Annotated in this window: 19 protein-coding genes and 1 tRNA gene; 14 read left to right on the top strand and 6 right to left on the bottom strand. The window is 61.6% G+C overall.

Features of this window, described 5'->3' with window-relative positions; all coding sequences use genetic code 11:
- Nucleotides 1–28: 28 nt before the first annotated feature.
- Both C8D82_RS10890 and C8D82_RS10885 read right to left on the bottom strand, forming a co-directional pair.
- A complete protein-coding gene (locus C8D82_RS10890) occupies nucleotides 29–535 on the bottom strand; it encodes an acetyltransferase (RefSeq protein WP_116884319.1) in 507 nt (168 codons plus the stop codon).
- 385 nt (nucleotides 536–920) lie between these two features.
- Nucleotides 921–997, bottom strand: a tRNA-Arg gene (locus tag C8D82_RS10885).
- Nucleotides 998–1232: 235 nt separating this feature from the next.
- Between C8D82_RS10885 and C8D82_RS10880 the strand changes: the two genes are divergently transcribed.
- The 7 genes from C8D82_RS10880 to ybeY all read left to right on the top strand — a co-directional run bounded on the left by C8D82_RS10880 (nucleotide 1233) and on the right by ybeY (nucleotide 11097).
- A complete protein-coding gene (locus tag C8D82_RS10880) occupies nucleotides 1233–2378 on the top strand; it encodes a substrate-binding domain-containing protein (RefSeq protein WP_116884318.1) in 1146 nt (381 codons plus the stop codon).
- Nucleotides 2379–2519: 141 nt separating this feature from the next.
- Entirely contained in the window at nucleotides 2520–3269 is a 750-nt protein-coding gene (locus tag C8D82_RS10875) for a prepilin-type N-terminal cleavage/methylation domain-containing protein (RefSeq protein WP_116884317.1), read from the top strand.
- 14 nt (nucleotides 3270–3283) lie between these two features.
- Nucleotides 3284–6319, top strand: a complete 3036-nt coding sequence (locus C8D82_RS10870; RefSeq protein ID WP_116884316.1) for a right-handed parallel beta-helix repeat-containing protein — start codon at nucleotides 3284–3286, stop codon at nucleotides 6317–6319.
- 262 nt (nucleotides 6320–6581) lie between these two features.
- Nucleotides 6582–7163 carry a LysM peptidoglycan-binding domain-containing protein gene (locus C8D82_RS10865; RefSeq protein WP_116884315.1) on the top strand — a complete coding sequence of 194 codons (582 nt, stop codon included), beginning with the start codon at nucleotides 6582–6584 and terminating at the stop codon, nucleotides 7161–7163.
- 94 nt (nucleotides 7164–7257) lie between these two features.
- Nucleotides 7258–8238 carry a PhoH family protein gene (locus tag C8D82_RS10860; RefSeq protein ID WP_116884314.1) on the top strand — a complete coding sequence of 327 codons (981 nt, stop codon included), beginning with the start codon at nucleotides 7258–7260 and terminating at the stop codon, nucleotides 8236–8238.
- A gap of 5 nt (nucleotides 8239–8243) precedes the next feature.
- A complete protein-coding gene (locus C8D82_RS10855; RefSeq protein ID WP_116884313.1) occupies nucleotides 8244–10658 on the top strand; it encodes an HD family phosphohydrolase in 2415 nt (804 codons plus the stop codon).
- The gene (gene ybeY / locus C8D82_RS10850; RefSeq protein ID WP_116884312.1) at nucleotides 10600–11097 is read left to right on the top strand and encodes an rRNA maturation RNase YbeY; all 498 of its coding nucleotides are present in this window, start codon (nucleotides 10600–10602) and stop codon (nucleotides 11095–11097) included. Before C8D82_RS10855 ends, ybeY begins: the two co-directional genes overlap by 59 nt.
- A 38-nt stretch (nucleotides 11098–11135) precedes the next feature.
- Here the strand turns inward: ybeY and C8D82_RS10845 are convergent, their stop codons facing one another.
- Complete coding sequence (locus C8D82_RS10845) at nucleotides 11136–13169, bottom strand: glutaminase family protein (RefSeq protein WP_116884311.1); 2034 nt, start codon at nucleotides 13167–13169, stop codon at nucleotides 11136–11138.
- A 408-nt stretch (nucleotides 13170–13577) separates the two neighbouring features.
- Nucleotides 13578–14432, bottom strand: a complete 855-nt coding sequence (locus C8D82_RS10840; RefSeq protein ID WP_165833015.1) for a dihydrodipicolinate synthase family protein — start codon at nucleotides 14430–14432, stop codon at nucleotides 13578–13580.
- A gap of 161 nt (nucleotides 14433–14593) precedes the next feature.
- On the opposite strand from C8D82_RS10840, the gene C8D82_RS10835 reads away from it, so the two are divergent.
- The 7 genes from C8D82_RS10835 (at nucleotide 14594) to C8D82_RS10805 (ending at nucleotide 24353) form a co-directional block, all read left to right on the top strand.
- Nucleotides 14594–15589, top strand: a complete 996-nt coding sequence (locus C8D82_RS10835; RefSeq protein WP_165833014.1) for a LacI family DNA-binding transcriptional regulator — start codon at nucleotides 14594–14596, stop codon at nucleotides 15587–15589.
- Nucleotides 15590–15640: 51 nt separating this feature from the next.
- On the top strand, nucleotides 15641–16969 hold the full coding sequence (gene mnmE / locus C8D82_RS10830; protein ID WP_116884308.1) for a tRNA uridine-5-carboxymethylaminomethyl(34) synthesis GTPase MnmE: 1329 nt from the start codon (nucleotides 15641–15643) through the stop codon (nucleotides 16967–16969).
- A gap of 1 nt (nucleotide 16970) precedes the next feature.
- A complete protein-coding gene (locus C8D82_RS10825; protein ID WP_116884307.1) occupies nucleotides 16971–19409 on the top strand; it encodes an intermembrane phospholipid transport protein YdbH family protein in 2439 nt (812 codons plus the stop codon).
- Nucleotides 19406–19912 carry a DUF1318 domain-containing protein gene (locus C8D82_RS10820; RefSeq protein ID WP_116884306.1) on the top strand — a complete coding sequence of 169 codons (507 nt, stop codon included), beginning with the start codon at nucleotides 19406–19408 and terminating at the stop codon, nucleotides 19910–19912. Before C8D82_RS10825 ends, C8D82_RS10820 begins: the two co-directional genes overlap by 4 nt.
- Nucleotides 19913–19921: 9 nt before the next feature.
- Nucleotides 19922–21178, top strand: a complete 1257-nt coding sequence (locus C8D82_RS10815) for a YkgJ family cysteine cluster protein (protein WP_116884305.1) — start codon at nucleotides 19922–19924, stop codon at nucleotides 21176–21178.
- Between the two features lie 117 nt (nucleotides 21179–21295).
- Nucleotides 21296–22765: a carbon starvation CstA family protein gene (locus tag C8D82_RS10810; RefSeq protein WP_165833013.1), complete on the top strand. Its 1470-nt coding sequence runs from the start codon at nucleotides 21296–21298 to the stop codon at nucleotides 22763–22765.
- A 19-nt stretch (nucleotides 22766–22784) separates the two neighbouring features.
- Nucleotides 22785–24353 (top strand): alpha-L-rhamnosidase-related protein, encoded by a 1569-nt coding sequence (locus C8D82_RS10805; RefSeq protein ID WP_116884303.1) that lies wholly within the window; start codon nucleotides 22785–22787, stop codon nucleotides 24351–24353.
- Here C8D82_RS10805 and C8D82_RS10800 read toward each other — a convergent pair.
- Nucleotides 24325–25302: a glycoside hydrolase family 130 protein gene (locus tag C8D82_RS10800; protein WP_116884302.1), complete on the bottom strand. Its 978-nt coding sequence runs from the start codon at nucleotides 25300–25302 to the stop codon at nucleotides 24325–24327. The genes C8D82_RS10805 and C8D82_RS10800 overlap by 29 nt on opposite strands.
- A gap of 15 nt (nucleotides 25303–25317) precedes the next feature.
- Nucleotides 25318–26526, bottom strand: a complete 1209-nt coding sequence (locus C8D82_RS10795) for a prepilin-type N-terminal cleavage/methylation domain-containing protein (protein ID WP_116884301.1) — start codon at nucleotides 26524–26526, stop codon at nucleotides 25318–25320.
- Nucleotide 26527 lies beyond the last annotated feature (1 nt).

Genomic DNA, 26527 nt, shown 5'->3' with positions numbered 1-26527 from the left:
GCCGTTCTTCCCGCTTGCCGGAATTTCGTCACAATTCCGGATTGTCCGGGCGCGCCTCCTCGCCGGCTCCGGCGGAAGCAAGACAGGAAGCATCGGGCAGACGCATATGGAGGATCGGGTATGGATTGCCCTGATCGTCCGTTTCGCTCCGTCCACAAATCCGAAAGCCGATATGTTCGTAGAAGCCCCGGGCCTGTGGATTCTGCTCGTTCACGTCGACTTCGCGGATGCCGCAGCGGTTGATGGCGTGGAGAATCAGCCGCTTCCCGACGCCTTTGCCCCTGCTCTCCGGCGAGACGAAAAGCATCTCAAGTTTGTTTCCGGCGATTCCCATGAAGGCGACGGGTTCGCCTTCGGCGTTTTCCGCAGCTGCCAGAACCGGAACTTCGCGGAGAGCGGCGGGAACATACTCCGCAATCCGCCGGATTTCCGGCCCGGAGAGAAATTGGTGAGTAGCCCGGACCGACTGCTCCCAGATGTTCAGCAGCTTGCCGAGCAGGGGAGCGTTTCTATTTTCTATTTCGATGATTTGCATGATGTTGTCTTTCGTGAGGATGTGTTACATCCCGTGTCATACTCATTAATACAACGGATATGACAGCGACTTCAGGACAAGTTCCTCAAAAAAGATAAAAAATGGTACACCCAAAGGGATTGGCCTCGCAATTGCCCGGCTCGGCTTCGCCGTGAACCCCGCCGAACGGGAGGGGATGCTTCGCTCCCCGGAGCGTTTCACGCTCCTTCAAATCCTTTCGGCGTCCCTTTTTTTACAAAAAAAATGGTACACCCAAAGGGATTGGCCTCGCAATTGCTCGGCTCGGCTTCGCCGTGAACCCCGCCGAACGGGAGGGGATGCTTCGCTCCCCGGAGCGTTTCACGCTCCTTCAAATCCTTTCGGCGTCCCTTTTTTTACAAAAAAATGGTACACCCAAAGGGATTTGAACCCCTAACCTTCTGGTCCGTAGCCAGACGCTCTATCCAATTGAGCTATGGGTGCACGCAATTCAACCTGCCGTTGAATGTGATACAGAATATACATCCCATTTCAGGGATTTCAAGAAGAGTCCGAATAAAAAATAAATAAAAACAGCCGATACCGCCCGGCCCGACCAGCTGTCTGGAAAAAAATCACTTTTTTCAACATTCCACTCTTGACAATTTCATTGGAATTTGCCATAATATAGACAGAAATATATCTAGATAGAAAACTGGATTTCAAAAAAGGTAAAACCGTGGCCATACCCAAGTACGTTCAGATCGCAGAGGTGCTCCGGCGCCGGATTGAGCACGGCGATTATTTCGCAGGCGCTCTCCCCGGGGCCCCGAAACTGATGCAGGAATTCGGAATCAGCTATATGACCATCCGCCAGGCCATGCAGAAGTTGATCGATGACGGTGATGTGGTTCGGGCCGCCAATGGCCGCCTCGGGGTTCCCGGCGTCCCCGGAGGGACTCCGAGGCTGCAGGTTGCTTATATTCATCATTCCGCCATCGCGCTGAATGACAAATGGCGCAGCGCCATCGCCGCAGCCGCCCGCAAATACGGCTGCAGCTATCAGGATGTCCCTTTCTGCTACTGTGACGATGCCGTGGTCTACGAAACGCTGGACAAGGAATTCGACGTGATCTTCTTCCAGATCAGCGCCCTCAACCAACTGCTGCTGGACAAGCTGCGGCGGCGCAAGGAACAGGTCGTTTCACTCTTCACCGACCTGACCCGGTTCGGCATCCGCTGTTTCGACGGCATCAACATCGAAGCGATCAGCCACCTGATGAACTTCCTGCACCGGCGCGGCTGCCGCCGGATCGATTTCCTGAGCGTGGAGCCGGGATTCAGCTATCCCAATCCCCGGCAGGCGGTCTGGGAACGCGCCCTGAAGCAATACGGCTGCACCGGCGAAGTCTGGGACGACCGCGCCGTCCCCCCGGAAACCTCCATCGCCCATGCGCTCAGCCTGACCGACCGGCTGGTGCGCGAAGGAAAACTCGAGGGCGCCGATGCGATTTTCTGCACTTCGGTGGAAGCCGCGCGCGGCGTAATCCGCAGCCTCGCGGACCACGGCATCCGGGTGCCGGAGGACATCGCGGTCACCTCTTTCGGCAATCCCGAACTTGCCCGGTCCAACACTCCTTCGATCACCGTGGTGAATACTCCCGACCTGATGCCGCTGATCAGCCGGATTTTCGAGCATTATCTCGGGATCAATCCCGCACCGGAACGGCTGCATTACCGGTTTGAACTGGAGGAGTTCCCTCCTGAAGCGCTGCTTCAGGTCGGGGAATCCACCGCCTCCGATTATCACGAAACCGGGCGGAGGCGCATCCTGCTGCCGCCCGGCCCGCCCGCTCTTTCCGGCGAAGGGACGTATAATCACTGATATGTTAAGACAGAATACGGCGACGTGAGCAAAAATAAAAAAGGAAGCCTCGAAAATGTTATGGAAAATTGAAAACAGTCCAACCGAAGAAACTTCACATATCAGTGATTATGTGACAGTTAAGGCAAAGGAGCACGAATCATGAAAAGGAAAAATTTTACTCTCATTGAGCTGCTCGTCGTGATAGCGATCATCGCCATTCTGGCGGGTATGCTGTTGCCGGCGCTGAACAAAGCGCGCGAACGGGCGCAGGCCATCAGCTGCACTTCCAACCTGAAGCAGCTGAATATGGCGATGGTATTTTATTCCAATGAGTTTGACGGCTGGGGAAGAATCATCGGTTCGACCGAGGACGAATATTACACTCGGTACTTCTTCGGACCGATCTACGCCCCCCGGGATCGACATACGATCCTGCCGTACCTCGGCGGCAGCCTGGCCAAAGACAGTGCTTCACTTTCCAGTTCCGAAATCATCAAGGTGGCGCTCTGCCCCTCCGGGAGGCGGGACGGCATGGGACTGACTTCACCGAATGACGAAGGACTGCCCAACAACAGTTATTCGTTCAACACCTATTTGAATTATTCATCGACTGTCACGAACGCCCGCTACGGCAAAATCGCCAGAGTCAAAAAGCCGAGCGAACGCATGTTGATCACCGAGAGTTCCAGCACCGGCGTCGATGGAGCCAAGGATTATAAAATCTCCCGGCCGCTGAACCTCTACAACGGCAATTTCATCGCCCGCCGCCACAACGACGGCGCGAATGTCGGCTTCGTGGACGGCCATATCGCGTGGCGGAACCATGCGGATCTGCTGGCAATCAAATCGGGAAGCACCGGCGCCAAAAATCTGCCGACTCCTTTCTGGCACGATGCGGACAGCTGGTAAGGAGAAATGCCCCTATGAAAATGAAATTCCTGATTGCAATGTTCACCGCCGGTCTCCTCGCAGCGGGAGCGGCGACGCCCGCCGCGTTCGACTGGCAGGGAGCCGGTTCCAGAAGCGACTCCGGCCTGCGCCAGATTCTGGCGGACGGCACGATGGTGAAGCGCCCTTTGCCGACCACGGTGGACGAACAGCTTAAAAAACAGGTGATCCGGCTCGACGGCAACACCATGCTGGCGGTTCCCCTCCGCCATGACGACGCCCAGACGGTCCGGGTGCTGGTCAAGTATCCGGGGGAACCGGCAGGTGCGGTCATCTCCCGCCACCGGCCGCAGGACGGCATGCGCGGCTTCGAAATGGGATTCGGCTCACAGAACGCCTATGAACTCGACGGCGGCAAGCCGGCGGGCCAGATTTCCTCGGGGAAACGCGACTCGATCCGGGCAGTCTTCGGCAAAAACGCCCCCGACCTCAAGCCGGATCAATGGTATGAATGCGTGCTGCGCTTCTCCCCCGGCGACGCGTTGACGCTGGCCGTGACCGATCACGCCACCGGGAAGCTGCTCTATCGCGGCATGGTCGAATGCCCCGATGTCACAGCCGTGATCCCGGCGGCCGGAGATGGGCTCATCGGAATCGGAGGCCGCCGGAACAACAGCAAAAACTGCACCATGCTCGCCCCGGCCGGCACCCTGATCGGCGGCGTCACCGTCTGGAAGGACGCCCTGTCCGACGAGGAGCTGGGCCTGACCGGAGAAGGGCGCGGCACGGTGCGCAACGCCGCGCCGGTGAACCGGTACGTGAATGCCGCGACCGGCGACGACGCGAACGACGGGTTGTCCAGAGAGAAGCCGTTCCGCACCATCCAGCGGGCCGCAGACCTGGTGAATCCCGGCGACACCGTGTGGATCGCCCCGGGCATCTACTTTGAAACCGTCGAGCTGGCGCGCGGCGGCAACGCCGAACAGCCGGTCACGTTCCGCGCCGACGGCAAGCCCGGCAGCGTGGTCCTGACCGCCGCCGACCGGGCGATCCGCGAGAAGAAGGTCCGCTGGCAGCCGGAAGACAAGGCGCTCGGCATCTACAGCGCCCCGTGCGGCCGGGCGCCGTCGCGGGTGCTCTATTCCGGGGTCGACCTCTATCCCTACACCACGATGGAGGGGTTGAAAACCTTTCTGGTCAAAGACGGCTATCCGGCTCCCGAAAACGGTTTCTATTACGACGAAACCGCAAAGAAACTTTACGTGCGGCTCCATCCCTCCGGGCGCTACGGTTCGACCGATCCGAACGACCATGTGATCGCGGTTTCGCCGCCGTTCGCTCCCGGTTCCAACGGCACGCACATCTACCAGAAAAAAGATGCGAATTTCTTCATCTCGCTGCGGAAGCCGGCCCATGTGATCCTTTCCGGCTTCACCTTTGAAACCCCCGTTTCGGCGGGCGTGGTCACCGGCGGCAGCAACATCGCGGTGCGCGACAGCATTTTCAAGGGCTGCCGCGGCGGAGTCTGGGGATTCGGCGGCGCCAACGCCGTTTTCGTGGAAAACTGCCTCTATGACCACGCCTATACCTACAACGATGTGCTCGACACGGTTGAAAAGTGGGGCAGGACCGATATCCAGAAGAAGCATTTCTACTATTTCTGGGCCCGCAAGGGGGTCAACGTCGACCGGGACAAGATGAAAAACTACGAAACCGGCATCATCGGCGGCGTCGCAAGCAACTGGCACGTGCGCAACAATGTGGTCGACGACGCATTTGAAGGGATGTCCTGCTGGTGCGTGGACTGGGCCAAACACTTTCAGGTGTACGGCAACTCGTTCCGCCGGATCGTCGACAACGCGGTCGAAACCGAAAATCACGCCAGCGACATGCGGATTTTCAACAACCGCTTTGAAGACGTTTTCGAGCCGGTCTCCTGGCAGCCGCTGGGCGGCAAGCCGTGGCCTGGGCCGATCTACGTCTACCGCAACATCGTGACCTGTACGCCGGAATTCAAAAAACTGGCCGACGCCCTGAATCCCAGAGAGTTCCGGCCGGGCGTATTCAAGCTCGGCGTGGCGGGACGCAACTGGGAACACGCCGCAATGGGAGCAATCGGAGTGGAACAGCTCGCGGCGCGGGTTTCCAAGCGGTTCGTGATGCCCCCCGATCCGGGTTTTCTCGTGTTCAACAACACGATCGTGTGGCCATACGGCAACCTTTTCACCACGCCGCAGCCGGTCTATGGACGGGCGGCTCGCGACTATGTGAACTTCCGGTATTTCAACAATATCTTCGCGGTCGACCGGATGCACAAGCGCCCGGACTGGAGAGGCAGCCTCTTTGAATTCTACGCGAATCTGGAAGTCGGCAACGATCCGGCCAATCCGCACTCCGGCATCATCTCCGGCGAAGGCGGCCTGCGGGCCGATTCGCTGAAACAGGCCGGAGTACAGCCGGACTTCCGGCTCGCCTCCGACAGCGCCGCCCGCGGCAGGGGAATCCTCGACTTCGAGGAGCCGGACGCCTCCGTCGATCTCGGCGCGGTTCCGGCCGGGACCGAATTTCAGGTCGTGGCCGGCCCCGGCACCGCCGTCGATCTGGACACGCTGTCGCCGTTCGCCCGCAAGGTGTTCTACCAGCCCACGCTGATCCGCACCGCGGGGCCGAAGCCGGGGCGCTGGGGCGTCTGGTCCGACGCTGAAACCGTCACGCTCGACCTGCCCCGTCCGGCGGCGGCTCCGCGCGGCGTACAGCTCGTCTTCCGCCTGACGGAAAAGAACGCCGCCGAAACTTTGCTGCGCAACGGCTCCTTCTCGATCCGGGTAGGCGCCGGCCGCCTCGTGGCCGCCAATGGCAAAGAGAGCGTCACCTTCCATCTCGGTTCGCCGGCGCGCGATCTGTGGCAGAATGTGGAGCTGAGCTTCGCCGGCGGAAAGGTCTCCGCCGCCCTCAACGGAACCGCCCTCAGGCCGGAAGGCTCCGATGCGCTGACGGCGCCCGGCCTTTCCGGCAGTTGGCGGGCCGCGATCGGCCGCAACCCGGTCTACGAGGTGAAGCTGCTTTTCTGACGACATGGATTCCCCCAACCCCGCCGGGATGTACAGTGTACATTCCGGCATTTTCCCCCGGCCCGGCATTCATTTGCCGGGCTTTTTTTATATTTTGCAAGCCGTTTTTCAGCCTTCCGCCGGCGCGAAAATGCCAACTATGAAAAAATCTTGAGTTAAGCGGTTGTTTTTGAGCGGTTTTGGATTATATTTTATTACAGGCATTTCCGCATGGAATGTTTTTTCGTAAAAATCCAGAAATTACAGCATAGGGGAGCACACAATGAAAGCGTTGGCTTTGGGACTCGGAGGATTGGGTCTGGTCGTGCTGGCTGCCGGCTGCCAGCCGGAGTTGGCGGGGGTCAAATACGGCGAAGAAGAGCAGCAGTGGGAGCAGTATGTCGACCGCAGCTACTCCGGATTCAAACCGCCGCGCACCGCTCCCCCCGCGATCGTGGACAAGTTTTCGCCCAAGGCGACGGAGACCCCGCTTGCCGGCGAAGCCGTGACGCCGCCTCCCGCAGAGGAAACCGTCGTTACTGAAACCGAGGTGGTCGAGGAGGTCGTGACCGACACCCCGCCGGCCGACGATGTCGACGCTGCCGCCGACAAGAGCGCGGAGCCGAAAGACGCTCCGGCCAAGCCGGAACAACCGGCTCCGGACGCCGCCAAAACGGAAACGTCCGCTCCCGCCGGCAAAACCACGGTCTATATCGTGAAGCCCGGCGACACGCTGTCGTACATCGCCCAGAAGGTCTACAAGGACGGCCGCAAATATGAGGCGATCATCAAGGCGAATCCGGTTCTCCTGAAGAATCCGAATTTCCTGAAGCCGGGCATGAAGCTGCAGATTCCGCAGCTCTGATCCGGCGGATCGGCAAACCAGCGGGCGGCGCGAAACTATTTTCCCGCCGCCTTTTTCAACTTCCGGCCCGCGGCCGGAGAATCTGTAATGAATCATGGCTGCTGACAACCGTTTTTATTTTGAAAAAGGCTTGACCATTCACACCGCCTGTGCCGGTGATGAGGTGAAGAACCTGCGTTATCTGGAGAGTGTCTTCGACGTAAAACTGGTCGCGCGCGACAACTGGGTCGAAATCAGGGGCGGCGACGCGGAAACCGCCCGCGTCAAGGCGTTTCTCGAAGAGCTTTCCCGTTTCTACGAACTGCGTAAACATCAGCTTGAAACCCGCGATTTCGAATTCCTGTGCCGCAGCTTCCGCGACCGCCGGGAAAACGACCTGCGCGATCTGTGGAACGAGCGAATCTCCGTCAGCCCCAAAAAACGCGAGGTGATGCCCCGTTCCCGCCGCCAGATGGAATACGTGCGGGCCATGCGCGGCAGGGATATGGTGTTCGGGATCGGTCCGGCCGGGACCGGCAAGACCTATCTGGCGATGGCGATGGCGGTCTCCGAATTCCTGAAAGGGAATGTGAGCCGGATCATCCTGACCCGCCCGGCCCGGGAGTCCGGCGAAAACCTCGGCTTCCTGCCCGGCAGCCTCGAAGAGAAGATCATGCCCTATTTGCGCCCCCTCTACGACGCGCTCTACGATATGATGAGCTTCGACGAGGTTTCGGCGCTGATCGAGCGCAACGTGATCGAAGTCGCACCGCTGGCTTTCATGCGGGGACGGACGCTGAACAACGCTTTCATCATCCTCGACGAGGCGCAGAACACCACCACCGAGCAGATGCTGATGTTCCTGACCCGGATGGGGTTCAACTCGAAGTGCGTGATCACCGGCGACCCGTCCCAGTCCGACCTCGGCAGCCGGGAAGGCTCCGGGCTGCGCCACGCGATCTCCCATCTGCGGAACATTCAGGAGATCGCTTTCATCTTCTTTGAAACCCGCGATGTGGTGCGCCATGCGCTGCTGGAAAAAATCATCCTCGCCTATCAGGACAAACCTGCGTCCCAGCCTGAAAAGGAGCAGTAACCGCCGTGTTTTCCTCGCTGAAACAATTTCTGACCCGTTACCGCGCCCGCCGCGAACTGCGGCGCAAAGGGGTGATCAACTCCAAGCCGTGGTTCGATCTGGAACAGTTCGGCAACGCCCTCGACCGTTCCAGCGCCCCCGCCGTGGTGATGCTGGTGATGGTCTGGGCGGTCTCCTCGGTTCTGCTGTCGATGGCGGCACAGAAACAGTTGAAAGACCCGGGCGACTGGGTGGTCGGCCAGAAGGCGACCCGCACCATCCACGCCAGCCGGGACTTCCAGTACAACGATCTCGAAGAACTGGCGGCGAAACGGCGCGAAGCGGCGGAGGAGCAGCCGGAATTTTTCCGGATCAACACGGAGCGCAGCAAACAGATATTGAACCGGATTCAGGAGCTGCTGCAGGCAGCCGAACAACGGCTCCGCATGGAGCGTGACGGCGGAAAATTCACGCCGGAAGCGGATAATCTCCCGGCCAGACTGGCGGCGGAAGCCTCTCCGGAACTTTTGGACCAGTTGGAGAAAATCAACGCGCTGGAACGCGAAAGCGGCGACTTCAAACGCACCCTCGCCACCATGCTCGCCCAGGGGGTGATCGGCGCGTCCGACAAGTCCGGCCGCAACGTCGGCCGGAAAATCCGCACCGTCGACCAGAACAACCGGATCAGCCTGGTCGAGCGGACCGTCCTGGAGCTGCCCGCCCCGGACGCCGCCGGGCGCCGTCTGGCCCGCAGCGTGTCGCACAGCACCAACGAGGACCTGCCGCCGGTGCGCCGGCAGCTGGCGGCGCTGTTCACGCAGCTGATCGGCCCCGAAGGCAATCTGGACTTCGACGCGGCCAGAACCGAGGCCGGACGCAGCGCCGCACAGGCGGCGATCACCGAAAGTCTGCGCGCCAAATCGCGCGGCGACCTGCTGGTCACCAAAGGCGACCGGGTCACGCCGCAGATGCTGCAGATGTTTCAGGACTACAGCCGCGCGGAGGACGACGCGGCGAACATCGACGCCGAACTGCCGGTGCTGTTCCAGAACATGGTCTGGAGTCTGGTGCTGGTGATTTTCGCGGCTTTTTATTTGCACCATCTCCATCCCGATGTGGTCCGGGTCAACAAGCGCATCACGCTGGTAGCGCTGGTGGTGATCCTGTCGCTGCTGATCAACTACTACAGCCTCGGACTTTTCAGTTATCTGGTCAGCGAGAATAATTTCATCAACAACTCGCTGGCCGTGATCGCGGTTCCGGCGGCGCTGGTCGCGGTGCTGCTGTCGGTGATCTTCGGTTACCGGGTCGCGCTGTGCGCCGGGTTCTTCGTGGCTTCGATCACCGCGATGATGGTCACGCCGGAGCGCACGTTCGACCTCGCGCTCAAGGGGATGGTGATCTCGTCGCTGGCGGCGCTGGCGGTGCGCAGCTCCACCAACTACCGCTCCTACTTCTTCCGCATCGTCGTTTCCGTATTCCCGCTGACCTTCGTGCTGAATTTGAACCTGCTCTTCTGGGAGCGTTCGATCCCGCATCTGCAGGAGGTGCTCGTCGCGCTGTCTTTGGCTTTCACCAACGCTTTCGTGACCGGCATTCTGGCGCTGCTGCTGATTTTCCTGTTTGAAATCGTCTTCAACGTCAGCACCAATATGGCGCTGATGGTGCTCTGCGACTACAATCATCCGCTGCTGGAGCGGCTGAAGCGGGAGGCCCCCGGCACCTTCTTCCACAGCCTGATGGTCGCAACCCTGGTCGAGGACGCCGCCCGGGAAATCGGCGCGAATCCGCTCAAGGCGAAGGCGGGGGCGCTGTTCCACGACATCGGCAAGCTCTCGATGCCGCAGTATTTCACCGAAAACAACCTCGACAGCGCCAACCAGCATCTGAACTTGAATCCGCAGATGAGCAGCATCATCATCCGCGACCACGTCAAGGAGGGGCTGGCGCTGGCCCGCCAGTACCGGATGTGCCGCACCGTCCGCGACGCGATCAGCCAGCACCACGGCAACGATCTGGTCCACTACTTCTACGCGAAGGCGCTCGCGGACAAGCGGCGCGAAAGCAGCACCGCCCCGGTGCTGGAGTCCCAGTTCCGCTACGGAGGCCAGCCGCCGCGCGACAAGGAGATGGCGATCATCAGCCTCGCCGACGCCTGCGAAGCCGCCTGCCGCTCGCTGGACAAGCCCTCCGCCGCCAAGATCGAACAGGTCGTGGACGACATCTTCCTGAAACGTTATCAGGACGGGCAGCTCAACCGCGCCGACATCACGCTCGCCGAGCTGGACAAAGTCCGGCAGAGCTTCATCAATACCTTGATCAGCATGAAACACGGCCGGATCGCCTACCAGCGCGAGCCGGCCCAGGGAGAACCCGCCGCCAATGAAGCATCTGAACAGCTCGTGGGAGACCAGACGGTACCCCCGGCCGAAACGAAGTGAACTTGCTCGGCTCGCCCGCCGCGCCGCCGAGCTGGCCGGCCTGCCGGCCGATTTCGACTGGGATCTGGACATCCGGTTCGTCGGCGACCGGACGATGGCGCAGGCCAACGCGGAATTCGTCGGCCACGAAGGCACCACCGATGTGATCACATTCAGTTACTTCGACGATCCCGGCTCGCTGTTTCCGGGCGAAGCCGCCGTGGAACTGCTGATCTGTCTCGACGCCGCCAGACGTGAAGGGGAGAAGCGCGCCGATTCCAGCTATTCGCGCGAAGTCGTGCTTTACATCGTGCACGGGCTGCTGCATTCGGCGGGAGAGGACGACCTTTCGCCCGCTCCGCGCCGCCGGATGCGCCGCCGGGAACGCGAAGTGCTGGCCGGGCTGGAACCGGAGTTCGACTTCACCGCCCTCTTTCCCCCGCCGGGATTTCGCCGCTGACCGCAGCGGACAGCGGCAAAATCCCCGATCCTTGCTTTTCAGGAGTGAATCTTGAGTTTGGCGAGATACTTCGCGCGCACCCCAGGATCGGCCAGCAGTTTGATGAAAAGCCCCCCTACCACGGAACGGGCCTGAAAACAGACCTGCCTGCCGTCGGTGGCCTCATACCAGTCATTCATCGGCACGCGGCTCGGAGTTTCATTCAGCCAATCGTACAGCGGATCGACCAACGCGCGGAAATCGGCGTCATCTCCGGTCAGCGTCGCACTCCATACGATCCAGTCCAGCTTGGTATAGGTGCGGCGGTTGTCGAGCGGCAGGCCGTAGCGTTCCTGCTTCGTGCGGTAGAACGCCAGCTCGCGCTTCGCGACCTCCTCCGGGAAAAGGCCGAAGCCGAGCAGCCGGTCCCAGATCAGGTTGTACTTCTGGCTCCAGGTGCCGGGCTGGTCGAATGCCAGCCGGTAGTGGTCGCCGTCGAGCGCGTCGACGCACCAGCGGTTCGCGGCGTCCTGCGCGGCGCTGTGGAATTTGCCGGCTTCGGCGGCCTCGCCGTTTTCGCGGGCGATCAGCGCGTAGCATTCCAGCGCGAGAATCGCTTTCAGCGACAAATTGGTGTTGTGCGCGAGATGTCCGGCGAAATCGTCGGTGCAGAGCTGGTTTTCGGGATCGTACCCTTTGTCGAGCAGATAATACGCCCACTTCTTCCAGGTGGAGAGATACCGGTCGATAAAGGCTTTGTCACCGGAGAACTTAAGCAGCGCCCCGGCGAGGATCAGCATATTGCCGCACTCCTCGACCGGCATCTGGTCATCCTCGGTCTCTTCGCCGCCGCCGTACACCTGACCGTTGGCCAGCGGGTAAGTGCCGATGTCGTGCGGCGCGAACGGAAACTTCCAGCGGGAGGTTCCGGCATATTCGAGGATCGGAATCAGCATCCCCTTCAGCAGCGCCGGCTGGGTCAGCAGAAAAAGCGGCGCGGAGGGATAGGTCACGTCGACCGTCGCAATACAGCCGTTGGAGAAATTCTCCTTTGAGAAGAACAGCAAAGTCCCGTCCAGATCCGCGACCAGCTTGTGAGCCGCGATCGCCTGCCGGAATGCCCCGCCGAGCAGCACCGCATACCGTTCGCCGCCAACCTTGACCGCATCGGCCGTCAGCTCGGCATCGTAGGCTTCGCATTCGGATTTCAGCGTTTCGTATTCGGCATAAACGGCGGTCAGCAGTCCGCCGAAATCCCTGAAAAAGCTCTTCCAGTAGGCGGCCAGTTTGCGGTGGAGGTATTCGATCGCCCACACGTCGTCATAACCGGCGACGATCCAGGCGGAAGCGGCCCCCTGCGCCGCCACCTCCAGTTCAATGGCGACGGCGGCGCTGACCCATCCCTGCCTGACCGCGCGGGGCATGTCGAGCAGATCGTCTTCCGGAATGGTTCCCGAAGCGGCGAATGCGCCGCGCAGCTCCCGGTTCGGACGCATCGCGGTACAGGCGTTGAATTTCTTCGGCACACCGAGATAGCTGCGCCCCCAGTCGATCCTCAGATTGTCGCCGGAGCGGTTCAAAGGATTCTGGACAGCCGAAGCAAAGCTCATCAGCTCGAAATCCCCATGACGGTAGCGGCTCCAGACGACTGAATCTCCCGGCTGGTCGACGCAGGATTCGCCGCCCATATCGAAATACACCTGCGCCCGGTGCGGCCTGCCGTCGGCGGATTCCACCTCAAAGATGATGTAGGTGACCGGGCGCGACAGGATATCGGGCCGGTGCGGCAGCGCCGGAGTCAGGAAAGTCACGGCCAGTTTTACGAGTTCGTTTTCAAACCGGTAAACCGTGCGGGTCGGCAGTACTTCCACACCGGTCTGCGGAATCGCCGGGGCAACCCCCGGCTCCCCCGCGAACGTGCAGCAGGAGCCGTCCACCCGCAGCAGCCCGCAAAGCCCCACGCCGGAACCGGTCCAATGGCTTTCCCAGCCGTCGTTCAAATGGTCATGGGCCGACCAGATGCTGAAATAGGGATCATGTACGATCAACGGAACCGACGGATAGCGGACATTCGACAACAATGAGTCGCTCATCTTGATTTACCTCACTTTTATACCGGATCAGATCAATAAAATTCGATTGCACAGTAAATATATTACGGTTTGCGCGGTTTAAAATGCGGAAAATCATCAATTTAATGTGGAAAATGATCATTCTGGAGTGATGCGGAGATCCCGCAAAGCGTAAAGACGGGCGCAGGGGGAGAAGCCTGTCGCTCGGAAAGCATGAAAACTGTACGAAACGGATGGTCAATTATCGATTCAGGCACGTCGTGGGGAAGCCTGCCGTTTTAAAGGCAGGCGGGTCTGCTTGCCCTTTCGGGCAGCAGACCTTGTGCGCTACGCGCACAGGTTGCCTCCGGCGGCCAACGCTTTCGCCGTTGGATCACGACCGGCAACGTGCCGGTGCGGTGAATCGCCCATAGACTCTTCACATCATATTTAGCCCCGCAGCGGAAGCGCGGGGAAGGCGAGGACGTTTTTAAGCAGGCCGCGCCGGGAAAGCTCGTATTTCAGGCCGCGGATCACTCCGGCCGCGCCGGGACGGCTCCGGTACAGTTTGCCGAGTTCAAGCACCTCCGCCTGAAGCCGCCGAACCTGTTCCGAATCGCTGTCCCGGAGGGCGCGGTAGAGAGAGGCGAACAGTTCCGGGCACAGATTGGCTCCGCCGTTCACGCCGCCGTCGCCGCCCATGCGGACTGATTCCGCCAGCAGCTCCTCCGGGCCGGTCAGCAGTGTGAAATCATCGCGGCTTCCCAGTTCGCGGACCAGCGTTCCGAAAAACGTCAGGTCGCCGGAACTGTCCTTGCAGCCGACGATATTCTCCACCGAAGCGAGCCGGATCACCGTTTCCGGCGTAAGCATCACTCTGGTCAGGGCAGGCATGTTGTACAGGAAAAGAGGCGAGCCGCACTCTCCGGCCAGCCGCCTGAAGTATTCGACCTGCTCCTCCTGATCCGGCGGCAGGTAGCAGGGAGGAGCCGCGACCAGCGCATCAACGCCGGAATTGGCGGCGAATTTCCCCAGCTCCAGCGAATCCGCACCGGATGCGCCGGAAATCCCGGCCAGCAGCGGCACCCGTCCCGCCACTTGTTCCACGGCAAGTTCGATCAGCTCACGCTGCACACTCCGGGAGAGGGCGGGCCCCTCCCCGGTGGAGCCGAGAATGAAGATGCCGTCGACGCCTCCTGAAATCACATGTTCGATCAATCCGGCGCAGCCTTTGCGGTCGAAAGTTTCCGGCGTTTCCAGCGCCGTAAGCAGCGGTACGATAATTCCCTGAAGTTTCCGTTTCATGACATGGTCCATCCTGGTTGATTGTATCCGTCTGCCGTATAGTATGATCCACAATCGGCGACTCCGCAATGATTTTCAATCAAAACCGCCGAAACAAATCATTGAAACATTCAGAAACAACCAGTATATTCAATGATAAACAACAATATGGAGAGTTCGATATGGGTCTGACGATCAGGGAGATTGCCGCCCGGGCGGGAGTGTCGGCGGCAACGGTTTCGCGAGTGGTGAACGGCACCGGGGCGGTCGCGCCGGAGAAGCGCGAACAGGTGCTGGCGGTGTTGGGCGAACAGCAGGCCGCTCCGCGCCGCAGGCGTTCCGCAAACGCGGCGGGAAAAACGCTCGGCGTGCTGATGCTGCCCGGTTCGGAATCCGATCCGCGCGTGATCGTGAACAAACTTTCCGCGATCACGGAAAAACTGCCGCGCAAATGGAGTCTGCAACTGCTCTCTTCCGAAATCCTGCCGTTGGAGCTGGAGGCGCGCCACCTGCGCGGCGAACTGGCCGGGCTGATCATCGCCGGGCACGGCGGCTGTGCGCCGGAGCTGGGCCGGGTGTTCGCGCGGATTCCGCATGTGTGGCTCAATTCGCACCGGTTGGCCGACGAGGGGCAGACCGTGCTGATGGGCAACGAGTTCGCCGGACGGCTGGCGGCGCGCTACCTGATCGAACGCGGCTGCCGACGGCCGGCGGTGCTGGATGTCGCCAGCGTGAATCCGGGCTTTCCGGCCCGGGTGGACGGTTTCCGCTTTGAATTTTTCGCACAGGAACGCGAATGCGGCCGGATCGCCGTGACCCTGCCCGGCGGAACCGCCGGATTTGAGACGGCTCCGGCGGAAGTGCTCGAAGCGGCGCTCAACGGTGCCGACTATTCCGGCTGCGACGGGCTGTTCTCGCCGGAGGAACGGCTGACCGCGCTGTTCTACCGGGTGCTGACCCGGCGCGGCGGCGGCGTGACGATTCCGGTGGTCTCCTGCAACCATACTCCGGAATATCTGGCGGGGCTCTACCCGCGCCCCGCGTCGATCGACCTCGGCAACCGGATGCTCGCGGAACTGGCGCTGGACGAACTGCTGCGCCGCATCTCCGGCGCTCCGGGGCGGGCCGACCACGTCGCGGTGATCGCGACGCCGCAGCTGGTGCCCGGAGAACGCTGAAAAGCGGCCCCACGACTGGCAAAGCCTTGACTGCCGTGCTATGTTATTGATATGAATACTTTTGACAACATCGCGGCTCCGGCGACCGGAATCGGCGGAGCGATCACGATTCTCCGGCTCTCCGGCCCCGACGCGCTGGCGATCGGCGGCCGGGTCTGGCGGAGCCGCACTTCGCTCGCGGAGGCCCCGCCGCGAACCATGCTGCTCGGCAAGGTCGGGCCGGATCCGGCGCTGGCGGTCTATATGAAGGCCCCGGCCAGCTACACCGGCGACGATGTGGTCGAACTGCACTGCCACGGCGGCGCGGCGGCGGCGGAACAGGCGCTGAAGCTGGTGCTGGCCTCCGGCTGCCGGATGGCGGAGCCGGGAGAATTCACCTTCCGCGCCTTTGTGAACGGCAAACTTGACCTGGTGCAGGCCGAAGCGGTCGGCGACGTGATTTCCGCCGGAAGCGACATGGCGTTCAAGCTCGCGGAAAAACAGCTGGCGGGCGCTTTGAGCTCCCGGCTGGAAACGCTTTACGAGGAGCTGAACAATCTGCGCGCCGAAGCCGAATCCCACCTCGATTTCCCGGATGAGGAGCTGGCGTGGGAGGAAGGGGTCCCGGAGCGGATCCGCGCCGTGGCGAACGAGTTGAAGCGGCTGCTCGCCACCCGCGGCATCGGCGCGACGCTGCGCGACGGGGTGAATCTGGTGATCGCCGGGCGGCCCAACGCGGGCAAATCCAGTTTGCTGAACCGGCTGCTGGGCATGGAACGCGCGATCGTGACCTCGATCCCGGGAACCACCCGCGACACCATCGAGGCTTCGACGGTGCTGCGCGGCCTGCCGGTGCGCCTGACCGACACGGCGGGCATCCGGTCCAGCAGCGACCCGATCGAACAGCTCGGAGTCGAACGCAGCCGCCGTTCGATCGAGGGCGCGCAGGTAACCTTCTGGCTGCTGGACGCCTCCGGTGACGAGCTCGACCTTGAACTCGCGGAAATGGCGCGTCATCCAGCGCCCGGCCGGATCGCGGTCTGGAACAAGCTTGACCTCGCGCCGCAACGCGCTCTGCCGGAACTGGACGGCCCGACGGTGCGCATTTCGGCGAAAACCGGCGAAGGGATTGAGAAACTGCTGGACGCCTTTGCGCGCGAAGCAGTGGATACGCCCCGGCCGGAACTGCCGGAGGTCGCGGTCAACGCCCGCCATGCCCGGCTGCTGGAGGAGGCCGCCGGGCTGCTGCCGGACGCGGCCGCCCATTTTGAATGCGGGGAATTCGAGCTGGCCGGGCTGATGCTGCGCGACGCGCTGCACACGGTCGGCGAAATCATCGGAAAAACGGTCGAGCCGGATATTCTGGACAATATTTTCAGCCGGTTCTGCATAGGAAAATAAAATGTCGAAGTGGAAAACAGTCGGTAAAATCCTGAAAGTGACCGCCAAAATCCTGGCGGCGTTGCTCGTGCTGCTGGTCGTCGCGACCGGCGCCGGGGCGGTCTGGGCACTGATCTATTGGAACTGGTATCTGCCCGGTGAATTGACCGCCCGCTATCTGCCGCCCTATCTCAAACAGCTGGGCCTGGAGCGCACCGAAATGACGATCCGCCGGATCGGCGTGACCGGCACGGACCTTGAAGGCCTGATTCTGACCGACGCCAAGGGCCGGAAGCTGTCGGTGGATTCGGTGCGGGTCGATTACGTCCCCCACTTCCCGTGGACCGATCCCAGGGTGCTGGACATCAGAAATATAATCATAAGCGGCGCCCAGCTCGCGATCCGGCATGACAAGAGCGGGCTGACGGTTGACGGCCTTGATCTGGAGCAGCTGCGGCAGGGAGCCGCCGCGTTCGGCAAACGGGAATCGGGCGAGGGGACTATGATTTCACTGCCGCTGAAAGGAAACGCGACCGGCCCGATGGTCGTGTTGGAAAAGATCACATTAAAATCGGTGCGGGTGCTGGCCGAGATCGGCGGCCGCCGGGTCCTGCTGCCGGTCGATGCGACCCTGACCAGCGAGAACAACGCTTGGAAGCGGATCAGCGCGGAGCTGCACCTGATTCCGCGCGGACAGGATATGCAGATTTCCGCCGCAATCGACCTCGACCGGAAACTGGTGAATGTGAAAGGAAATTCGCGATTGCAGCTTGAGGCGGTCTCCGATCTGCTGGGCTTCCGGGCTTCCGGGAGCGCCGACCTGAAATTCGATACCGCGCTGACGCTGGCGGGCGGCGATATGCAGGCCGCAGGCGATGTAGAGGCGACGCTCAACTTTCCGGCAGGGGCATTACCGGTCAACTTCGCCCGGCCGGTACGGATTCAGCAGAAATTCAATGTGCGGTACGGCATGGAGAACCGGGAGCTGCATCTGCGGCTGGAAGGCTCCAGCCCGCTGAGTCCGTTTTCGTTCGACAAGGGGGCGGTCCGGGTGGAGTCCTTCGACCCGGTCAGTTGGAAATTCCTGTTTTCACAGACCGCCGACGGTGGGCGGATCGAAGACGCCTCGCTGCTGATCGGAAACATAAAGGCCGTCGCACACGGTTTCACCGCCACCGTACCGCTGCTGCGGCTGACCGGAGCGGATCGCTCTTTCCTGATCTCCGGCAGCGGGATCGGCGTGGTGAATCCGGAACGGAAGCTGGCGGTCTCCGGCATTTCGCTGTCGATGCCGCTGCGCCCGACCCCGAAACTGCCCGCCGAGTTGAAAGTCGGCAAAATCCTGTATGACGGCAGGGAAATCGGCGACACCTCCGCTTCGCTGTATGTGAAGGACCACGGGTTGTCGCTGACCGGCCGGTTCGACACGAAACTGGTCGATGGCGTTTACGCGGAGTTCCGCGGGCGGGTTTCACCGCGCGCCGGAGAACTGCCGGACTGTCTCTTTGAAGTGACCGTGCCGCCCTATACGCCGAAGCAGCCGCTGAAGCTGGGTGAGTTCGTGCCGGCGCTCGGCGATGCGACCGCAACCGGGACCGTGTCGCTCGGCGGCGCGGCCCGGCTGGAAAACGGCAAATTCACCACCGGCGTGCACTGCTATGTGTATGACGGGCAATTCGATATGCCGGAGAGCGGCCTCCATGCCGAAGGGATCAAGCTGGACGTCCGTTTCACCGACCTGCTCAATTGCGATACTCCGGCCGGACAGCGCATTTCGATCGGGAAGCTGAATGCGGGCAGCCTGAAGCTCGACAACATCGAACTGCGGTTCGATATCGAGTCGCGCAACCAGACCATCGTCGAAAGTTTGCGCGCCGACTGGTGCGGCGGCAACGTGATGCTCAACTCGCTGCAGCTGCGGACCGACCGGCAGTTCTGGGAGACTTCGCTCTACTGCGAGGGGCTAGAGCTGGCCGAACTGGTCAGCCAGCTCAATCTGGCCTCCGCCGCCGGAACCGGCGCGCTGTACGGCAAGATTCCGCTGCGGCTGACCCGCGGCGGGCTTCAGATCGGGCAGAGTTATTTGTACACACGGCCTGGCGTTTCCAACACGATCCGGCTCTCCGACCCGGAAAAAATGGTCAACGGCATGGCGGGAGCGGTCGCACAGCAGTCGCAGTTCGACTTCGCGCTGGAGGCGTTGAAGGATTTCACCTACAGCTGGGCGAAAATCCATCTGGAGATGCAGAAGGACGCGCTGGCGGTCAAGCTCCAGTTCGACGGCCAGCCGAATCAGGCGCTGCCGTTCGCCTATGACGAGGAGTCGGGCCAGCTCCGGCGCGATCCGGCGGCCCGGGCCCGTTTCCAGGGGATCCAGCTCAATATCAACACCACGATTCCGCTCAACTATCTGTTGAAGCTCAATGAAAAGGTAAAAACACTCACGGAGGGTAAAAAATGAGATATGTTCCACTGTTTCTGGCGGCGGCGGTCGGAGCCGCCGTCTGCGGCTGCACGCCGACCATCAAAACCGAAAGCGAAGTCACGATCAAGCCGGTGCAGATCGACCTGAATGTGAACCTGAAAGTGGACAAGGAGCTGACGCAGGCCCTGAGTCCCGACAGCAAGCCCGACCTCAAGGCGGACCCGAACAGCTCCGACGTGCGGGAACGCCGCCGGGCCCGCCGCGACCAGATCAAGGCCTTCAAGAGCGCCCAGCTGCTCGGCGAAAACAACAAGGGACTGCTGGAGGTCCGTACCGAAAACGGCAAGGTCACCGATCAGGTCCGCAAGGTGATGGAAGCCGAAAACAGCGACCGCCAGCTGGTTTTCGAGGTCGTCGCCCAGAAGCAGAACAGCACGCCGGAATTCGTCGCCCAGCGCTGGGCGGCCCGGATGGCGGAGCGCGCCCCTTCCGGCGTCTGGATTCAGACCGCCGGCGGCGACTGGCAGGTCAAGCCCTGACCGTTGCCGATGGGAAATTTCCACTGCGCACTGAATCCGGATCAGGCGGGGCGCTGCCTCTGCTGCGAGGTCGGCTGCTGCAATCTCTTTGAGGTGCTGGTCACCCGGCAGGAGGCGGCGGACCTGATGGCGCTGCGGCTCCCGGACGTGCCGGATTTCGACGGCTGTTTCGCTCCGTCGGAGCGACCGGATGAATTCGCGCTGCGCAAGCGCGCCGACGGCCGGTGCGTCTTTTCCGACGGGAAGCTCTGCAAGATTCACCGGCTTCACGGCTATGCGGCCAAACCGCTGAGCTGCCGGATCTTCCCGCTGCACATCCAGCACTGGGCGGACGGAGGAATCTCGGCGGAGCTGCGTTACATCTGCCCCGGAGTCCATCCCGGCGGCAGGCGGCTCGGCGACCGGCTCGACGAAATCGCGATTCTGGCGCGCCAGCTCGGCAGCCGCCGGATGGCGAATGACGCGGTCTACTCGAAATCCAACCCCGCCCCGCTGGCGACGGTGCGCAAGGTCCACGCCGGGTTCCGGCAATTGCTGCGCGATCCGGAGCTGCCGTGGCCGCTGCGACTTTACACGGCGGCCCGCATCCTCGACTTCCACGATCAGAAGAGCATGGCCGATGCAATCCGGCAGGCGGACGACTCTTTCGCGCCGGAACTGACCGCATTCGTCGCCAAGGCCCGGCCGGAGCTGGAGCGGGAACTGGCCTCCTCAATCCGCTGCGACGCGCTGGTCCGTTCGGAATTCCGCAATATTCTGGCCGGTTACCTGCGCGACGACCGCCCGGAGGATATGAGCGTCGCCAGGCGGCTGAAACGTTCGCTCGACCATATCAGGCTGCACACCGGCGCCGCGCCGCTGACGGTGCTGAACCCGCGGGCCCCCCGGATTTCGATGCTGAACTGCCCGGCGGTCGGCCGGCGGTTTGAACCGTCCCCCGAAGCCGCCGCGATGTTCGGGGAGTTCTGGTTCTCGAAACTCGACACGATGGAGTTCTGCGGCACGCAGATCCAGCAGATGCCCTACAACACCGGGCTGCGCCATTTGCTGCTGGCGGCTCCGGCGGCGCGGGTGTTTGCGGCGGGATTCGCATTCGCCGAGGACGCGGATCGGATCGAATTCTCCCACATGCACCGGGCTGTCCGCCTGCTCGATTTCACCTTCGGCCGCTCGCCGTTTTTCCGGTTGGGAATCACGCAGAAGTGGCTGCGGCGCCTGACGGTTCCGGCGCGTTTCGCCGCGCTGCTGCACCAGTGTTTCCGGTAGAATTTTTCACCGCGGACGGTTGCAAATCGGAGGTGAACGAATTATATTAATCCGTTTCAGAAAATCAACCGGCTAATATCCGCCGGTTCAGAATGTTGCATGGGGGGTCGAATAATCATGTTGCTTTTTGTGGTCGGTCTGCTGATTCTGGTCATCGGTTACTTCACTTACGGGAAATTCGTGGAGCGGATACTCGCCCCGGACGACCGCCCGACTCCCGCCCAAAAGAACTACGACGGCGTCGACTATCTGGAACTGCCGCACTGGAAGAATATGCTGATCCAGCTGCTGAACATCGCCGGAATCGGTCCGGTGATCGGCGTGATTCTCGGCATCAAATTCGGCGTGATCGCGTTCCTGATCATCCCGATCGGCAATATCATCGGCGGCTCGGTGCACGACTTCATCGCCGGAATGATGTCGGTGCGGAACAACGGCGCGAACCTGCCCGCCCTGATAAAAATGACCACCGGCAAAACCTTCTACTGCATCTTTTCGGTTTTCATGATTTTCCTGCTGCTGCTGGTGGTGGCGGTGTTCATCAACGTCCCGGCCCGGCTGATCGACGGTTTCTGGCCGTCGACCGCGCTGTTCTGGACGGCGGTGGCGGCGATCTTCCTCTACTATATCGCGGCGACGCTGTTTCCGGTGGATAAGATCATCGGTTCGCTCTACCCGGTGTTCGGCGGGCTGCTGCTGCTCGGCACGTTCGCGATTTTCGGCGCGCTGATGTGGAAGAGCGTTTCCATGCCCGAACTGCTGACCGAAACCGCCGGTTTCAAGGCGGGCATGTTCACGCCGGAAAACGACAACCCGATCCTGCCGATGCTGTTCGTGACGATCGCGTGCGGCATCCTCTCCGGCTTTCACGCGACCCAGTCGCCGATCATCGCCCGCACGATGGCCCATGAAAAACAGGCGCGCTCCAGCTTCTACGGCATGATGGTGGTTGAGGGGGTCATCGCGATGGTCTGGGCGGCGGCGGGGCTGGCGATCTACAACCTCTTCCCGCAAATGATGGCGGACAACCCGACCAACGTGCTCAGCGAAATCACCAAGTACTTCCTCGGTTCCTGGGTGGGCGCCGTGACCGTGATCAGCGTGATCATCCTCGCGATCACCTCCGGGGATACCGCGATGCGCAGTCTGCGGCTCAGCCTGGCGGAAATGTTCCACATCGACCAGAAACACATCCTCAACCGGGTCCTGCTCTGCCTGCCGCTGATCGCGGCGGTTGCGCTCCTGTTGTTGTGGTCGAATCAGAGTTCCAAAACTTTCAACCAGCTCTGGAACTACTTCGCGTGGGGCAATCAGGTGCTTTCCGCCTGTACGCTGACCGGTGCGACGGTCTGGCTGGTTTCGCAGAAAAAGCCGGGCTGGGTGCCGATGGTGCCGGGATTGTTCATGACTTTCATCGTGTGCACCTACATCCTGTGGATCTCACCGGCGAGGGGTAATGGCGCGGTCGGTTTCGGAATGGAGCTGCACCACGCCTACTTGCTGGCGGCGTTCTTCGCGATGCTCACCGGCGTATGGGCCTACAACCGCGGCGTCGCCATGACCGGTAAATTCGACGACCAGAAATAATCCGGCACAGGAAACTTCCATGTACTTCAAAGAGGTTCACCGCTGGGCCGCCGAAGCGGACCGGCTGCTGCCCGAACTCCGGCATCGCCGGGTCGCCCCCGTCGCGCTGGTCCGTCCCGAAGCCGATTCCGCCGCCTGGCAGGGGTGGAAAACCGTCCAGGCCGGCGAACTCACGGAGGCCGTCGGCGCGGAGCTGCCGTGCAGTTGCGAATTCACCTTCGACTTCGGTGAATACTGCGTCGGCCATCTGGAGCTGGAATTTGAATTCACCCGCCCGGTCGATGCGCCGTTCTGCTTCCGGGCCAAATTCGCGGAAACCCCGTTCGAACTGGCGAGCGATTTCGCGTCGTACCACGGCACGCTCGGCCGCGGCTGGCTGCAGGAGCAGGAGTTCGTGTACGACGATCCGAGCGGCGTGATCCGCCTGCCGCGCCGCTATGCGTTCCGCTACCTGAAATTCCGGGTGGAAGCCGGTTCCGACGCGTACCGCTTCCGCCTGAAGAATATCTGCTGTGACACCACCACTTCCGCCGACTGGAGCAAACTGCCGCCGCCCGCCCCAAGTTGCGACGGGCTGGACCGTGAGATCGACCGCATCGGCATGGCCACGCTGGCCGCCTGCATGCAGGAGTGTTTCGAAGACGGCCCCAAGCGGGACCGACGGCTCTGGCTGGGCGACCTCCGGCTTCAGGCGCTCGCGAACTATCCGAGTTTCGGCAACCTCGACCTGGTAAAGCGTTGCCTGCTGCTGTTCGCGGCGGCGACCGGGGACGAAGGGCGCGTGCCCGGCTGCCTCTATTTGAAGCATCCGCTGCCGGTGGCCGGGAATCTGCTCTACGATTATCAGGTGCTGTACGGCGATATGCTGCTGGATTACCTGCGCGCCTCCGGCGACCGGGAGTTTGTGCGCGACCTGTGGCCGGTCGCCAAACGGCAGTGCGAACTCGGTTTCGAGGAGTTCGAGGACGACCGTCTGGTCGAGCGGGAAGACCGCTGGATCTTCATCGACTGGCAGGAGAATCTGGAAAAGGAGTGCGCCGCCCACGGCGTGATGATCTACGCTCTGGAGCGCACTTTCGAGCTGGCCCGCGAACTGGGGATCGAAGCCGAAGTCCTCGAATATCCGGTAGTCGCCGAACGCCTCCGCCGGATGGCGGTGGAGCTCTGGATGGACCGGGAAAGCGGCTTTTTCCGTTGCGGTCCCGACGGGCAGATCTCCTGGGCGTCACAGCTCTGGATGGCGCTGGCCGGAGCAGTTCCCCGCGATCAGGCCGCCGACCTGCTGTTACGGGTGATCGCCGAACCGGCGGCGACAGGCCCCGGCGGTCCCTTCCTGCACAATCAGATGGTGTTGGCGCTGGAACAATTCGGCCGGCACGAAGCCGCCCGCGCCCTGACCCGTCGATATTGGGGAAAAATGGTTGAATTCGGCGCGGACACCTTCTGGGAAGTTTTCGTCCCCTCCGAGCCCCTGCGCTCCCCCTATCGCGACCCGATGATCAACAGTCATTGTCACGCGTGGAGCACCCCCGTCTTCAACTTCCGCCAATCCTCCGGCGTCAATATCCCTGTTTCAGGGCGCCGATGATTTCGGAAGCGTTGCAGAAGGCCAGCCCGGTCACCGAATCCGCACAGCCGTAATACAGTGCGATGCGGCCGGTGGGGGCGTCGCACAGCGCGGCGCAGGGGAAGGTCACATTCGGCACGTCGCCGACACATTCGTAAAGTTCGCGCGGCGCGATCAGGTAGCTGCCGGAGCGGGCGATCACCTTCCACGGTTCATCAAGGTCGAGCAGCGCCGCGCCGAAGCTGTATACGAAGCCGTTGCAGCTGGTCAGCACGCCGTGATAGAAGAGCAGCCACCCTTCGGAGGTCTCGATCGGAATCGGGCCGGCGCCGATTTTGGTCGCCTGCCAGCCGTTGGAGGCTCCCATCACATGACGGTGATAGCCCCAGTGTCGCAGATCGGGGCTTTCGCAGTAGAAGATGTCGCCGAACGGAGTATGGCCGTTGTCGCTCGGGCGGTTCAGCATCGCGTATTTGCCGCCGATCTTGCGCGGAAACAGCACGCCGTTGCGGTTGAAGGGCGGAAATGCACAGGGAAGCTGGTGGAATTCCCTGAAATCGAAGGTGTAGCCGAGTCCGATGGTCGGGCCGTTCACGCAGTTGCACCAGATCACGTACCAGCGGTCTTCAAGCCACAGCACGCGCGGGTCGTATCCCTGCGTGAAACTGCCTGCCGACGGACACTCCGGGGTGAAGCTGATCGGCTCCGGCGTCAGTTCCCACCGGATGCCGTCCGGGCTGAAGCCGGTGTGAAGCTGCATGAAGCGGCGGCGGTCGTCGATGCGGAACACGCCCGCGAAGCCGTCCCGGAACGGTACGACCGCGCTGTTGAATACGCTGTTGGAGGTCGGCGTCGCATCGCGCCCGATCACCGGATTGCCGCTGTAGCGCCAGACAAGTTCGCTGGAGCCGGCGGGCCGCTTCTGCCACGGGATGTTCGGCAGCGCCGCCCCCGGAATCATAAGAGACATTGCAATAAGTTCCTTTTAACGGTTAACCTGCATGCTGCCGGTGTATTTGTACCACAACGGTCCGTCGTAGTTCCCGGCGTCGTATGCGATATTGGCGTAAATGACGGGCAGGGTGTAATTTTTGACGTGCCCGTCCACAAAGGTGTAATTGGCCGTTTCATTGTGCCGGATGCCGCTTTGCCCGGAGGCGGTGTGAATTTTTTTGAGATTGCCGCTGGAGTTATAGTCGATGGCATCAGGGGCAAGTTCCAGAATCATCAATACGGAAGAAGCGCTTTTCACCTGCGTGGTTTTCCGGGAGGGATATGTTTTATCCGGCAGCATGGTCAGGTTAACCATCAGCCCGGCGAATGTTTCGCCGTTTACCGCCGTCTGGTTACAGGCGTTGAAACCGTAACTGCCACGCAGCCACAGCGGATCCTCACCGAGATTGGCGGTATAATTCATCGAAGGACAGCGGAACAATTTGCGGTCGATATTGTACTGCGCCCGGTCGATCAGGGCGTAGCCGAAATTCCGGGACCAGTTGCCGCAGCGGGACGGCGGAAAATAGTCTTTGAAATCGTTGGTGTATTGGACCGTAAACTGTCCGAGTTGTTTCAGCTGGCTGGCGCAGCTGATGTTCTTGGCCCGCTCCCGCGCCTGGTTCAGCGCCGGAAGCAGCATGGACGCCAGAATCGCGATGATCGCTATCACAACGAGCAGCTCAATGAGGGTAAATGGCGTTTTTTTCCGGAGGGCGGGGGAGGCGAAGCCCACCAGCGTGCGGCAAGGTACCGCCGCCAGATAACGCACGCCAATGCCCCTGCGGGGGGCGCGCGGAGCACTTCCCGATTTTTTCCGGGGGGCCGGGGGGGCGAAGCCCACCAGCGTGCGGCAAGGTGCCGCCGCCAGATAACGCACGCCAATGCCCCTGCGGGGGGCGCGCGGAGCACTTCCCGATTTTTTCCGGGGGGCCGGGGGGGCGAAGCCCACCAGCGTGCGGCAAGGTGCCGCCGCCAGATAACGCACGCCAATGCCCCTGCGGGGGGCGCGCGGAGCACTTCCCGATTTTTTCCGGGGGGCCGGGGGGGCGAAGCCCACCAGCGGCATAAGTAGGAACGAAGTGACGCACATGCCGTTATACGGCTTTTCTTTGCCTACTTTCTTTTCACCGGGAAAAGAAAGTATGGCGATGATCGCTATCACAACGAGCAGCTCAATCAAGGTAAAAATTCGTTTCATG

It is taken from the genome of Victivallis vadensis, from assembly GCF_003096415.1.
Taxonomy (GTDB): domain Bacteria; phylum Verrucomicrobiota; class Lentisphaeria; order Victivallales; family Victivallaceae; genus Victivallis; species Victivallis vadensis.
The sequence above is the reverse complement of the archived record's forward strand: the minus strand, read 5'-3'. Positions and strand labels throughout refer to the sequence as shown.

Excerpts from the sequence above, each read along its gene's own strand:
- C8D82_RS10810 (WP_165833013.1), top strand. The coding sequence starts at position 21,296 with ATGTTGCTTTTTGTGGTCGGTCTGCTGATTCTGGTCATCGGTTACTTC.
- C8D82_RS10805 (WP_116884303.1), top strand. The coding sequence starts at position 22,785 with ATGTACTTCAAAGAGGTTCACCGCTGGGCCGCCGAAGCGGACCGGCTG.
- ybeY (WP_116884312.1), top strand. The coding sequence starts at position 10,600 with ATGAAGCATCTGAACAGCTCGTGGGAGACCAGACGGTACCCCCGGCCG.
- C8D82_RS10825 (WP_116884307.1), top strand. The coding sequence starts at position 16,971 with ATGTCGAAGTGGAAAACAGTCGGTAAAATCCTGAAAGTGACCGCCAAA.
- C8D82_RS10890 (WP_116884319.1), bottom strand. The coding sequence starts at position 535 with ATGCAAATCATCGAAATAGAAAATAGAAACGCTCCCCTGCTCGGCAAG.
- mnmE (WP_116884308.1), top strand. The coding sequence starts at position 15,641 with ATGAATACTTTTGACAACATCGCGGCTCCGGCGACCGGAATCGGCGGA.
- C8D82_RS10865 (WP_116884315.1), top strand. The coding sequence starts at position 6,582 with ATGAAAGCGTTGGCTTTGGGACTCGGAGGATTGGGTCTGGTCGTGCTG.
- C8D82_RS10860 (WP_116884314.1), top strand. The coding sequence starts at position 7,258 with ATGGCTGCTGACAACCGTTTTTATTTTGAAAAAGGCTTGACCATTCAC.
- C8D82_RS10845 (WP_116884311.1), bottom strand. The coding sequence starts at position 13,169 with ATGAGCGACTCATTGTTGTCGAATGTCCGCTATCCGTCGGTTCCGTTG.
- C8D82_RS10875 (WP_116884317.1), top strand. The coding sequence starts at position 2,520 with ATGAAAAGGAAAAATTTTACTCTCATTGAGCTGCTCGTCGTGATAGCG.
- C8D82_RS10870 (WP_116884316.1), top strand. The coding sequence starts at position 3,284 with ATGAAAATGAAATTCCTGATTGCAATGTTCACCGCCGGTCTCCTCGCA.
- C8D82_RS10800 (WP_116884302.1), bottom strand. The coding sequence starts at position 25,302 with ATGTCTCTTATGATTCCGGGGGCGGCGCTGCCGAACATCCCGTGGCAG.
- C8D82_RS10795 (WP_116884301.1), bottom strand. The coding sequence starts at position 26,526 with ATGAAACGAATTTTTACCTTGATTGAGCTGCTCGTTGTGATAGCGATC.
- C8D82_RS10815 (WP_116884305.1), top strand. The coding sequence starts at position 19,922 with ATGGGAAATTTCCACTGCGCACTGAATCCGGATCAGGCGGGGCGCTGC.
- C8D82_RS10840 (WP_165833015.1), bottom strand. The coding sequence starts at position 14,432 with ATGAAACGGAAACTTCAGGGAATTATCGTACCGCTGCTTACGGCGCTG.
- C8D82_RS10835 (WP_165833014.1), top strand. The coding sequence starts at position 14,594 with ATGGGTCTGACGATCAGGGAGATTGCCGCCCGGGCGGGAGTGTCGGCG.
- C8D82_RS10820 (WP_116884306.1), top strand. The coding sequence starts at position 19,406 with ATGAGATATGTTCCACTGTTTCTGGCGGCGGCGGTCGGAGCCGCCGTC.